Below are 12,455 nucleotides of genomic sequence, written 5' to 3'. Positions count from 1 at the left end.
GTTTTTTTGTTGTTTGGAATAGCATAGTTTTAATATGGCATATCAAGAGTATACAGAATTGGAAGTTTGGAAAACAGCAAGAGCATTTGCAGCCCACATCTATAAACTTACGGCTGCATTTCCAAAGGAAGAAACATATGGCTTAACTTCTCAAATTAGACGATGTGCGGTTTCAGTACCATCCAACATTGCCGAAGGTTCAGGAAGACAACATCCAAAAGAAACCATTCAATTTCTAGCTATTGCTAGAGGTTCATTGTATGAATTAGAAACTCAGTTATATGTTTCTTTTGATATTGGTTTCATTTCAGAAATACAATTGAGCGAATGCCTTATGCAGATTGAAGCATTGGGCAAACTAATTAATGGCTATATCAGATATTTAAATAAAGAATAAAGGCAATGTAAAATAGAGTGTAGTTGTTTTGGAAGTTCAACTAAAAGTGTCAAAGAATGATTTCACTACAGTAGACTAAAAAACCAAACACCTAAATAACGAACCAGCTGAAACATGAAGATTACCGAACACATCAAAAATGCAAAGGGAAAAACCCTATTTTCTTTTGAACTTTTACCTCCCATTAAGGGACAGGGCATTGACTGGATATACAATGGTATCGAACCTTTATTGGAATTTAATCCGCCTTTTATTGATGTAACTTCCCTTCGTGAGGATTATATTTATAAAGAGCAGGAAAATGGGCTGTTGCAAAAGGTTTCTTATCGAAAACGCCCGGGAACCATAGCCATTTGTGCGGCCATTATCCATAAATATAAGATTGATGCAGTGCCACACTTAATCTGCGGTGGCTTTACCAAAGAAGAAACGGAGAACGCTTTGATCGACCTTCAGTTTTTGGGGATAGATAATGTGTTGGCCCTAAGGGGCGATGCCCGAAAGGCCGATAGTACTTTTGTGCCTACCCCAGGAGGCCATGCCTATGCTACAGATCTTATCCAGCACATTAAAAATCATAATGAAGGTAAATTTCTGCATGAAGATGTAGAAACTTTTAAAAGTGATTTTTGTATTGGCGTTGCGGGATATCCAGAAAAACATTTTGAGGCCCCTAATCTCAGTACCGACTTTAAATACCTGAAACAAAAGGTAGATCGGGGTGCAGAATTTATTGTGACCCAAATGTTTTTTGATAACCAGAAATACTTCGATTTTGTAAAGAAATGTAGGGAGAATGACATCAACGTACCAATTATTCCAGGGCTGAAACCTATTAGCACTTTATCGCAATTAACAGTATTGCCAAAAATTTTCCATATTGATCTGCCCGATGCATTGACCGACGCCCTATCACATGCCAAAAACAATGCCGAAGCAAAAGAAATAGGCACTGCGGCCATGATCAAACAGTGTAAGGAACTGATCGAATTTGGCGCGCCTGTGCTGCACTTTTATACGATGGGTAAACCGGAACAGACCAAACAAATTGCCAAGGCCGTATTTTAGATCCAAATGCTTTGCTATGAATAGGCATAGACTTTCCAAAGGCGTATTGGTCATGTAAAAAATACAAACTTTTACCCTTAGCGGATGGTTTCTTACATAAGTATAACCATTCGCTGGGGCTGATCGATTATATTTGCAATATGAAAAAACACCTGCTTAGAAACCTGATTATACTTGGCCTGCTTGTGGCATTGGGTATGATTCATGGTGCCCAAGTTGTGGTGAAGTATGCTAAGCAGACTGTTCAAATGGCCATAAATGACACAGAAGATAGCGGCACAGAAAGTAGCGAAGAGCCTTCTACAGAAATTTCCCATCAATTGTACCTACATGAACAACCTTGCTATGTACTGTATGGCTCGACATTGGTATTGGCCAAATTACCGATGCAGGCTAATGTTAAGCTTCCCATAGCTTATCTTCAGCTGAAAACGCCTCCTCCCGATCGTGTTTAGCTAACACCATCCAATCTATATCAAACAGAATTTTTATTAATAAATGTACTTAAAATGAAAAGAACACTTTTATTTACGGCTATTGCTGTATTTGGCTTAGCGGTAAAAAGCAACGCACAAACTGTTAAACAAACAGAAGTTACTTCCATTACCAACTCGTTAAACACGGTGTTAAAACTTACACCAGTCAATTTTAGCTATGAAAAGAATTGGGCGGAGAAATTGAAATTAAATACACAAAAACAAAATGGCTTTGCCGTTGAGGAAGTAGAGAAGGTAGCACCAGAGCTGCTTGTTAACCAACAAAAAAGCTACACCGCAGGGAAGAACAACACTAAAACAGCGATAGTGCCTACCGTAGATTATGAAGTTTTAATTCCGCTGCTGGTAGGAAGCATTAAAGAACAGCAAGCGCAGATTGAAGCCCTGAAAAAGGAGCTCAGCGTTTTAAAAAGCGAAAAATCTAAATAGCAGATAAGCCGACTTTTAAGTCGGCTTTTTATTTGTTGAGCTGTTTGGGTGTGGACATTCTGGCCAATAGCTCAGATACCCCAGTGAAATCGTTAGTCTTGTTGAAAAATCACCATCAAAATTACTGGTTGAAGAAAAGGGAACCATTTATATGCCTAAAATTTACATACCTTAGGCAAAATATTGGTGGAACAATTATGCGCAGGCCAAGTTCGATTACCCCATAGATACCAATGTCATCAAAAAATATTATAACTTTACCCTCTATCCTGATCACTGGTATGGTCATTTAAGTTTAACCCATAAGGCAAATAGGACCACTGATAAAATGGGGATGACACAAGTAAAGCCTATTTGCCGAAATGCCAGAAGACTGAAGGTAGAATAATTGTATGATCTTTATTTGTAATTAAGTAAAATTTAGAGTAGAATAATGAAAAACCAAGTAACAAATAGCCAGTCTAAGCCGAATTATGCTGTTCCGTTGGTCACCATAACGCTTTTGTTTTTCATGTGGGGCTTTATCACCTGTATGAACGATATTTTAATTCCATACTTAAAGGAACTTTTTCAATTAAGTTATGTGCGTTCGCTATTGGTGCAGTTCTGTTTTTTTGGAGCCTATTTTGTAGGTTCGCTGGTTTACTTTATGATTTCTTATACGAAGGGAGATCCGATTAACAAGGTGGGGTATAAGAAAGGAATTTTGTTCGGCATTATACTGGCGGCACTTGGCTGCATCTTGTTCTATCCTGCAGCTACCTACTCTATTTATGCCCTGTTCTTGGGTGCACTCTTTGTATTGGGTTTAGGCTTTACCGTGCTGCAAATTACGGCAAATGCCTATGTGTCATTGCTTGGCCCTGAAGATAGCGCCTCCAGTCGACTGAACCTTACACAGGCTTTTAATGCTTTTGGTACAACGATAGCCCCAATTTTGGGAGGACACTTGATCTTCGAATTGTTTTCTGAAGCGGATGGAACTTTTAGTGCTTCGGCAACCCGTATTCCATACCTGATATTTGGAGGGATTTTATTGCTGGTAGCCCTGCTTATTGCCTATGTTAAATTACCGTCTTTTAAAGCAGATGAAGATGAACAGGTAAAGGGCTTTGGTGTACTGAAGTTCACGCACCTAAAGCTGGGTGTATTGGCCATCTTTTGTTATGTGGGTGCCGAAGTGGCCATTGGCAGTTTTATCATTAGCCTGTTGAAGGAAATAAAAGGAATGGAAGAGATTGTAAGTAAAAACTATTTATCCCTGTACTGGGGAGGTGCCATGATCGGTCGTTTTGTTGGGGCCATTTCATTAAGCCATACCTTAAGCCAATCCAGAAAAATAATCTATATGCTGGGAACTGGAATCGTCGTGTTTCTGCTCATCTTTAGTATTGTGAACTTAACTTTTGCACAGATTAGCTTTTTTCTACTATTTATAGCGGCTAACTTTATTGCTTTCTTAATAGGAAGATCTGCACCAGCTAGAACTTTGGCCATCTTTTCGGCCGTAAACGTACTATTATTGATTTTGGCCATGCTTACTGTAGGGGATATAGCTATGTATAGTATACTGGGCATTGGAATTTTTAATTCTATCATGTTCTCTAATATTTACACCTTATCCATCGCAAAACTGGGGAGCTATACCAGCCAAGGTTCTTCCTTATTGGTCATGGCCATTTTGGGAGGTGCCATTATGCCGCTCATCCAAGCTGCCATAGCCGATCAGATTGGTGTTCACCATTCCTTTATTTTGCCATTGATCTGTTATCTGTATATCTTATATTTTGGGATCTACTGCGCCAAAAAACTCAAGAACATAGAGCAGACCAGTATGCGGTCTGGTCACTAAAACCTTAAAAAGCTGCACCATACATGGTGCAGCTTTTTTAATAAATGAGCTTTCGCTTTTCATCCTTCATAGAAAGAGCAGTACTTTTTGCGGTAAATTGAGGGTTTTTGATTTTTATTTTGCGGTTATTTGCGGTATTTAAGCTAAATTATTTCTATTATTGAAGTAAATTCATCTTTTATATCATGCTAAAAAAAATATTTTTCCTTACCTTATTTAGCTGTTCGTTTATATTATCGGTTAAATCACAGTTAAGCAACGAACCTAAAGCTAAACGCGAATTTAGGGCTGCCTGGGTAGCCAGTGTGGCGAACATCAATTGGCCCAGCAAACCGGGCCTGAGTACTCAGCAACAACAAGATGAAGCCATAGCTTTATTGGATATGTTGAAGAAAAATAACTTTAATGCGGTCATTTTTCAGATCAGGCCACAGGCGGATGCCTTTTATAAAAGCAGTTTAGAACCTTGGTCGTACTACCTTACGGGAGTGCAGGGACAGGCACCAAATCCTTATTACGATCCCTTGGAATTTTGGGTAAACGCAGCTCATGAGCGTGGACTAGAACTGCATGTATGGTTGAACCCATATAGGGCCCATCATACTGCTGGAGGTGAAGTGAGCGATTTTTCTGTCGTAAAAAAACATCCAGATTTAGTAGTAAAGCTGAAACAGGGCTACTGGTGGTTCGACCCTTCAAAAAAGGGGACGCAAGATTTGGCTGCCGCCGTTGTGAAAGATATTGTGAAGCGCTATGATATTGATGGCGTACATTTCGATGATTATTTCTACCCTTATGCAGAATATAATGGCGGAGCAGATTTTCCAGATGCCGAAAGCTATGCGGCCTATCAGAAAGGAGGAGGTAAACTTTCGCTGGGCGATTGGCGTAGAGATCATGTCAACAAATTTGTTAAACGGATCTACAAGGAGATTAAGGCCGAAAAGAAATATGTGAAATTCGGGATTAGCCCTTTCGGGATTTGGAGACCGGGATATCCGGAATCGATACGCGGAATGGACCAATATGAAAAACTATATGCCGATGCCAAACTGTGGTTAAATAAAGGATGGATAGACTATTTTATGCCACAATTGTATTGGCAGATCAATAATATTCCTTTGAGTTATCCTGTGCTTTTAGGTTGGTGGGCTTCGGAAAATACAAAACACAGGCACTTGTGGCCCGGGCTGAATAGTGGTATTGGCGGCGGGGAGAAAAATAGCGACGAGATCATCAACCAGATTATGATTTCACGGGGCATTACCCCTTTGTCGCCAGGAGTAGCCCATTGGAGCATTGGCGCCTTAACCAAGCACGAAAGCTTACGCAATGATCTACTTGCAGGACCTTATCAGGAAGAAGCACTGGTGCCAGTATCAACGTGGCTGGATAAAAAAGCCCCGTTAGCACCTGTGGCCAGTTATGAAAATAGAGGGACAGATCTTTATATCAAATGGATTGCTAAAGACGAAAAAGATGTTTTTAAGTATGTGGTTTATACGCAGTACGGTGACAAATGGACTTACAGGACCTTAAATGCCAAAAGTAGTTTTTTGCAGTTGCCGAAGGTGGCAGAAGTGAATCCTAAGACAAAAGCTACTGCAAATTTGAAAGCAATTAAGGTCACTGCGGTAGATCGTACAGGGAATGAGAGTGTGGGGGAGATCATTTTACTGTAGAAATTTGTTTATACCGTCATTTCGATGAGGTGGTACGATAAAGAGAAATCTTTCTGTTTGTTCAAAAATTACCCACTAGCGTTCGAAATGACGGTAATATTAGAGCTGTTTTAGCATTAGTTCTTAGTCAACCAATTCTTAAACCCTTCAAAATCTACGCCTAATTCATCGGCCTTCTTGGCTTTGCCTTCCAATTCCCTTACCGAAGCAGGGATTTCGATCTTTGCAGCTAATTCTGGAGGAAAAATATCTGGGAACTTACAAGCGTGAGCGGTAGATAAGAAGACTGATGCGCCATTATAGCCAGTTTCTTTTCTGTATTTTTCTACTGCCAAATAAGCAATGGCCGTATGCGGGCAGGCCACGTAATTAAATTTGTCGTCTATTTCTTTAATGCCAGCTAATGTCTCTTCATCGGTGAAACGATAAGCACTTACCAGTGCCTTCAGCGCAGCAGTATCTTGCTTAAATAAATCCATAATACGTACCCAGTTGCTCGGTGCACCTACATCCATTGCGTTGGCATAGGTCTGTACAGAGGGTCTGGTTTCATATACACCTGTTTCCAAGAAGCGTGGTACGGTATCATTTACGTTGGTTGCCGCAATAAATTGTTTTACCGGAAGCCCCATTTTATAGGCTAATAAGCCAGCACCTATGTTTCCAAAATTACCACTAGGAACAGAGAATACGATCTCTTTAAATCCTTTGCCCTTCAATTGTGCATAAGTATTGAAGTAATAAAATGTCTGTGGAATTAAGCGGGAGATGTTGATGGAGTTGGCAGAAGTTAAACGGAATTTTTTATTCAGTTCCTCATCGGCGAAGGCCTGTTTTACCAAAGCTTGGCAATCGTCAAAAGTGCCATCTATTTCAATGGCTCTAATATTTTGTCCCAAAGTGGTCAATTGCTGTTCTTGTATGGGGCTTACTTTTCCCTTTGGATATAGAATGGTAACCCTCGTGTTTGCCACCCCTAAAAACCCCAGTGCCACAGCTCCACCGGTATCGCCAGAAGTAGCCACCAGTACATCCAATAATTGCTCGCCATCTTTTAAGAAATAACCCATTACCCTGCTCATGAAACGGGCGCCAAAATCTTTAAAAGCTAAAGATGGTCCATGGAAGAGCTCTAACACAAAGGTATTACTGTTGAGGGAAACTGCTGGAGCATCGAAATTAGCGGCTTCTTCTACTAAAGCTTTCAAATCATCAGCAGGTATTTCATCCTTTAATAAAGCTGAGGCAACTTCATAAGCGATTTCTGTTAGGGAATATTTTTCGATGTGATTTAGGAAAGACTGAGGCAATTTTGGGATTAGCTCGGGCATGTAAAGTCCTTTGTCTAAAGGCATACTATTAAAAACGGCTTCTTTAAAGGAAACGCGTAGATCTTTATTGTTGGTTGAATAGAATTTCATTGGATTATGGTTATGGGTTATGGGTTATGGGTTACGAGTTTTAGACATCTAGCCCAATAACAGGTAATTCACAACCCAAAACAAAATTTACAACGTTCTAGGTCCTTCCGTATTTACTTCAGAAACGTAGGCTTGGCTTTTAATGTTAATTTGGTGTAAATGCATTTGCTGTGCTTTGGTAATTTTCTTGGCACTTTCTTCATCTTTGGTGAGCGCAAAAACAGATGGGCCAGAGCCAGAAATACCAAAGCCAACCGCACCGTTTTCCATTGCGAGTGTTCTTAGCACTTCGAAATCTGGAATCAGAATGGAACGTGTAGGTTCGACCAAAACGTCTTTCATGCTACGGCCCACCAAGTCCATGTCGTTTAGGAAGAGGCCGCTTACCAATCCCGCCACATTTCCCCATTGGGTAACGGCATCCTTCAATTGTATTTTGGAACGGATCATCTGCCTGGCATCTTTAGTAGGTACATCAACCTCTGGATAGACTATTGCGGCGTACATACCATCGGGGACCGGAAGAGAAATAACATCTAATGGCTCATAGCTGCGTACCAATACAAAACCGCCCATAATGGCTGGGGCAACATTATCGGCATGACCATAACCGCAGGCAATTTCTTCACCTTTCATGGCAAAAGGAACGAGCTCCTTGGCGCTTAACAAATTTCCCATCAATTGATTAATGGCATAAAGACCTGCTACCGTACTTGCAGAGCTGGAACCTAGTCCGCTGCCAATTGGCATTTTTTTGTGGAGTTCAATTTCTACACCTATATCTTCTCTGTCTATATGCTTCAGGTAATGTTTCACCGATGCACTCACTGTATTTTTATCACTGTTTAAGGGCAGTTTACCATCGTCGCCGGTAATTTTTAGTAGGCGAACACCAGGCTCCTCTACTAAACGCATTAGCACTTCGTCGCCAGGTGCATTGACCGCAAAACCAAGTACGTCGAAACCACAAACGACATTGGCCACTGTGGCCGGGGCGAAAACTCGGATGGAGGTTTCTATTTTTGGGGCATCTATGTCATCTACTATTTTATTCATATTTTATTACAGCTGTGCTGTTATTTTTTGGTTAGTGCTATTTTTAATCCGAGCAAGATAAAAACTACGCCCGAAGCTTTATTAATAAGGTTTTGGAACAGTTTGTTTTTGTTGAACGTGTTGGCTGCACTACTTCCGGCTAATGCCAGAAATGAACACCAAATTAACGTGATAACAAACATACACATCCCTAAAACCAGATAAGGAATGGCATTATTGCTTTCTTCCCTGCTTATGAACTGTGGTAAGAAAGCGAGAAAAAATAAGGCAATTTTTGGGTTTAATAGATCGCTCATTAGCGCTGTGAAAAACATTTTAGCAGGAGTAGCTTTTAATGTGGTGGAGCTAATCTCTAAATGTGCTTTACGATGAGATAACGATCTGTAACCAAGATAGATCAAATAAGCAGCCCCTAAGTACTTGATGGTGCTAAAGGCAATTGCTGATTTTGCCAATACCTGCGACAACCCAAATGTTGCTGCACAGGTATGCCCAATTAAGCCCAAGCTTACCCCTAAAGCAGAATATAAGCCAGCTTTTTGCCCATTAGAGATGCTTCTGGTTAATACCATTATGGTATCTACCCCAGGTGTAACCACAACAATAATTGCGGCGAAAATAAAAGTACCAAAGTTGTCTATGCCAAACATATTTTAAGCTTTACCTACATTAATAATATCTGCAAATACCCCTGCGGCAGTAACTTCGGCACCAGCACCCGGCCCTTTAACTACCATTGGGCGGAACTTGTATCTGTCGGTAACGAAGGAAATGATATTGTCGGCACCAGATAAAGCATAGAAAGGGTGGTCTTCTCCAACCATTTCCAAGCGGATTTCTACCTTGCCACCTTCCAATTTTCCAACATAACGAAGCACTTTTTTCTCGTTTGTTGCTGTATTTTTCAAGTTCTCGAAATAAGCAGCATTGTTCTTCAGCTCCTCATAAAATTCTTCAACACTTGCTGCATTTAGACAAGCTTCGGGTAAGATGTTGTCAATTTTTACATCTTCAGCTTCTAAAGGATAACCGGCATCCCTTGCTAAGATCAACATTTTGCGCATAAAGTCTTTGCCATTCAAATCATCACGAGGATCTGGCTCTGTATAGCCTAAATTTTGCGCTTCTTTTACGATGTCGTAAAATGCTACATCGCCTTTAAAGCTGTTAAAGATAAAAGATATTGTTCCCGAAAGTATTGCCTCAATTCTATCGATTCTATCGCCGCTCATCATCAGGTTTTTTAAGGTACCTATAATTGGTAAACCTGCTCCAACGTTAGTTTCGTAGTAGAAATCGACACCATATTTTTTAGCCGTATCTTTAAATAATTTGTACTGGGCAAACGCTGCCGAATTTCCTTTTTTGTTGCAGGCCACAATAGAAACGCTGCTTTCAAATATTTCTTTATAAAAAGGAATTGGGGCTTCACTGGCCGTATTATCCACAAAAACACTGTTAGCCAGGTTTAAAGATCGCATAGTGGCCACAAAATCTTTTAAATTGGCCTGTTCTCCCTGTTCTTCCAGGTTTTTCTCCCAAAGGTCTAGGTCAATTCCATTGGCGTCGAACAGCATTTTGCGTGTATTGGCAATCCCTACAACCTTAACCTGAAGATCATTTTTCTCGGCTAAGAATTGGCTTTGCTCTTTTATTTGCTTGAATAAGGTTTTACCAATATTTCCTGTGCCTAGGCAATAAACATTTAAAGTACGTTTTAAATCAGTGTAAAAAGCATCGTGTACCGCATTCAATGATTTTGATAGGTCATCTTTGTTGATGATGACCGAGATGTTGTATTCTGAAGAACCTTGTGCTATGGCCCTAACATTGATCCCATTTCTGCCCAATGCATTAAACAGCCTGCCGCTCATGCCTGGGGTTCTTTTCATGTTTTCACCTACAATGGCTAATACAGCTAAGTCGCCCTCAACCTCTGGATAAGCCAATTTTTCGGCTGCGAGTTCCAGTTCAAACTCTTTATTGATCAAGGTCACTGCCCTGGCAGCATCTATAGGGTTAACGGCAAAAGTAATGCTGTGCTCTGAAGAAGATTGCGTAATTAATATCACATTAATCTGTTCTCTTGATAGCAGAGAAAATAAACGGCCGCTAAAACCTGCCTTACCTACCATGCCGCTGCCACTTAAATTGATAATGCTGATTTGGTTAATGGACGATATGCCTTTGATGGGCAAAGGAGAGGGTTTAATGTTGCTACGGATGAAAGTACCAGGAAATGCTGGTTCAAAAGTGTTTTTGATGACCAAAGGTATTTTCTTGGAGAAGGCAGGCACCATGGTTGGTGGATAGATCACTTTTGCGCCAAAATAACTTAACTCCATCGCTTCGATATAACTCAATTCATCTAATGAAAAAGCTTTTTTAACGATACGTGGATCAGCAGTCATCATGCCATTTACATCTGTCCAGATCTCTATCTCTTCCGCGTTTAGGGCTGCACCCCAAATGGCTGCGGTGTAGTCAGATCCTCCACGGCCCAGTGTGGTCATCTTGTTGTCTTTTGTACTGGCAATAAAACCGGTTACAAATAAAATTTTATCGCTGTTCTGCTCATGAAATTCTTTGATCAGTGCATCTGTTAGTATAAAGTCTACACGAGCATTGCCAAAATTATGGTCTGTTTTAATAAGCTGAGAACCGTCAACATACAGGGCATTATCAAAATATTGCGAAGCAATGTGACTTACCATTACGTTAGAACATCTTTCTCCAAAGCTTACAATAAAATCTTTGGTGCGTAGACTCAGTTCCCTGAGGCTTGCTACGGCCTGTAGGGCATCTTCAAGTTCGTTAAAGTTGATTTTTAGCTTGGTTAAGATTGGATTTTGTGCAGCGGCGGGCAACAACGACTTTACCACATCAAAATGTCTTTTTTCAATGGTTTTTAATTGTTCCTGATAACTTTCGCCATTTTCGGCTAACTCTGCCATTTCTAACAGGAGATTGGTTACGCCGCTCATTGCCGATAATACAACTACCGGATTGGCATTTTTTCTTTCTTCTTTTACAAGGTTTAAAAGTGTTTTAATGTTTTCGGTCGTACCTACGGATGTACCACCAAATTTGAGGACTTTCATCTGCTTAATTTATTTTGTTTATATAGTCTTAAAAAAAAAGCGCCCCCGATATTTCGGGAGCGCTTTTTGTGTCTTTATGTTTTCTCAATTTTACACAAGGTTATTGCTCCCGATAGCTTTGCCGCCGGTAATAATAATTGTGGTAATAATTGAAGAGTTAAAAATCATTGCCTTACTTGTTGGTGTTGCTTATTATATTACAAAGAAGAATATTATTTTTTATAAAAGCAAACGTTTGTGTTTAAATTTTTCAATTTTTTATGGGATGCTTTGTAAAGTTGATTGAGGAATGGGTTTAATGTTGTAAATATTAAAAATGAATGCTTGTTCTTGAGGTTATAAAATTTTCTGAAAGCAGATGCTATTCTCTATTCCTACATATTGCCCATAATTGGAGATATGTTGATAATCATTTTTTCGATAAAGCGCTACGGCATCTTCTTGGCGCTTTCCAGTTTCCAGTAGGCATTTTTTATAGCCCAATTCTTTTGCCCATTTTTCCAATTCCTTTAACAGCCTACTGGCAATTCCTTTCCCCCTGTAAGCTAAATGGGTATACATTCTTTTGACCTCCATGGTGTCTAAAGCGTATTCTTTTATGGCTCCACAGGCAATGGCCAGCTCATTTTCATAAAGGAGTACAACGTGGTTAATTTTATCAATTTTGTTGTATTGTGAATAAAATCCGTGTTCTTCTCCGTCAATTTCGGCAAGTTCTATATCTAAAAGCCTAACCAGATCAATGAAATCTTTGTTTTGGGCGGTGGTACGTTTAATAGATAACATCATGATAAGGTCTTTGACAAGCAAATATACTTTTTACCTATGCTATCCTATAAAATATGATCCAAATATTAGCTTTTTCTTAGTACTTTTGGCCGTTAGATAAATAATGCCAATGGGCCGATGCAGACCTAACTTTCAGGTAGGTAAACGTGGCGATAAAAAGAGG

At 39.9% G+C, this 12,455-nt stretch carries 11 protein-coding genes; 6 read left to right on the top strand and 5 right to left on the bottom strand.

Annotated elements, in window-relative coordinates; genetic code table 11:
- Window positions 1-34: 34 nt before the first annotated feature.
- The 6 genes from JHD79_RS06745 (at window position 35) to JHD79_RS06720 (ending at window position 5,925) form a co-directional block, all read left to right on the top strand.
- Window positions 35-397 (top strand): four helix bundle protein, encoded by a 363-nt coding sequence (locus JHD79_RS06745; RefSeq protein WP_199118452.1) that lies wholly within the window; start codon window positions 35-37, stop codon window positions 395-397.
- Between the two features lie 114 nt (window positions 398-511).
- Window positions 512-1,465, top strand: coding sequence for a methylenetetrahydrofolate reductase (locus tag JHD79_RS06740; RefSeq protein WP_199118451.1), 954 nt, complete (start codon window positions 512-514; stop codon window positions 1,463-1,465).
- A gap of 140 nt (window positions 1,466-1,605) precedes the next feature.
- Complete coding sequence (locus JHD79_RS06735; protein ID WP_199118450.1) at window positions 1,606-1,920, top strand: hypothetical protein; 315 nt, start codon at window positions 1,606-1,608, stop codon at window positions 1,918-1,920.
- Between the two features lie 54 nt (window positions 1,921-1,974).
- Window positions 1,975-2,391, top strand: coding sequence for a tail fiber domain-containing protein (locus JHD79_RS06730; protein ID WP_199118449.1), 417 nt, complete (start codon window positions 1,975-1,977; stop codon window positions 2,389-2,391).
- A 433-nt stretch (window positions 2,392-2,824) separates the two neighbouring features.
- Window positions 2,825-4,243 (top strand): sugar MFS transporter, encoded by a 1,419-nt coding sequence (locus JHD79_RS06725; RefSeq protein ID WP_199118448.1) that lies wholly within the window; start codon window positions 2,825-2,827, stop codon window positions 4,241-4,243.
- Between the two features lie 185 nt (window positions 4,244-4,428).
- On the top strand, window positions 4,429-5,925 hold the full coding sequence (locus tag JHD79_RS06720) for a glycoside hydrolase family 10 protein (RefSeq protein WP_199118447.1): 1,497 nt from the start codon (window positions 4,429-4,431) through the stop codon (window positions 5,923-5,925).
- A 116-nt stretch (window positions 5,926-6,041) separates the two neighbouring features.
- On the opposite strand, the gene thrC is transcribed toward JHD79_RS06720, so the two are convergent.
- The 5 genes from thrC to JHD79_RS06695 form a co-directional block, all read right to left on the bottom strand.
- The gene (gene thrC / locus JHD79_RS06715) at window positions 6,042-7,346 is read right to left on the bottom strand and encodes a threonine synthase (protein ID WP_199118446.1); all 1,305 of its coding nucleotides are present in this window, start codon (window positions 7,344-7,346) and stop codon (window positions 6,042-6,044) included.
- 87 nt (window positions 7,347-7,433) lie between these two features.
- On the bottom strand, window positions 7,434-8,402 hold the full coding sequence (locus tag JHD79_RS06710; RefSeq protein ID WP_199118445.1) for a homoserine kinase: 969 nt from the start codon (window positions 8,400-8,402) through the stop codon (window positions 7,434-7,436).
- 20 nt (window positions 8,403-8,422) lie between these two features.
- Window positions 8,423-9,052 (bottom strand): LysE family translocator, encoded by a 630-nt coding sequence (locus tag JHD79_RS06705; protein ID WP_199118444.1) that lies wholly within the window; start codon window positions 9,050-9,052, stop codon window positions 8,423-8,425.
- Between the two features lie 3 nt (window positions 9,053-9,055).
- Entirely contained in the window at window positions 9,056-11,503 is a 2,448-nt protein-coding gene (gene thrA / locus JHD79_RS06700; protein ID WP_199118443.1) for a bifunctional aspartate kinase/homoserine dehydrogenase I, read from the bottom strand.
- 336 nt (window positions 11,504-11,839) lie between these two features.
- Complete coding sequence (locus tag JHD79_RS06695) at window positions 11,840-12,292, bottom strand: GNAT family N-acetyltransferase (RefSeq protein ID WP_199118442.1); 453 nt, start codon at window positions 12,290-12,292, stop codon at window positions 11,840-11,842.
- Between the last annotated feature and the right edge of the window lie 163 nt (window positions 12,293-12,455).

It is taken from the genome of Pedobacter sp. ASV28 (assembly GCF_016428855.1).
GTDB lineage: Bacteria > Bacteroidota > Bacteroidia > Sphingobacteriales > Sphingobacteriaceae > Pedobacter.
The sequence above is the reverse complement of the archived record's forward strand: the minus strand, read 5'-3'. Positions and strand labels throughout refer to the sequence as shown.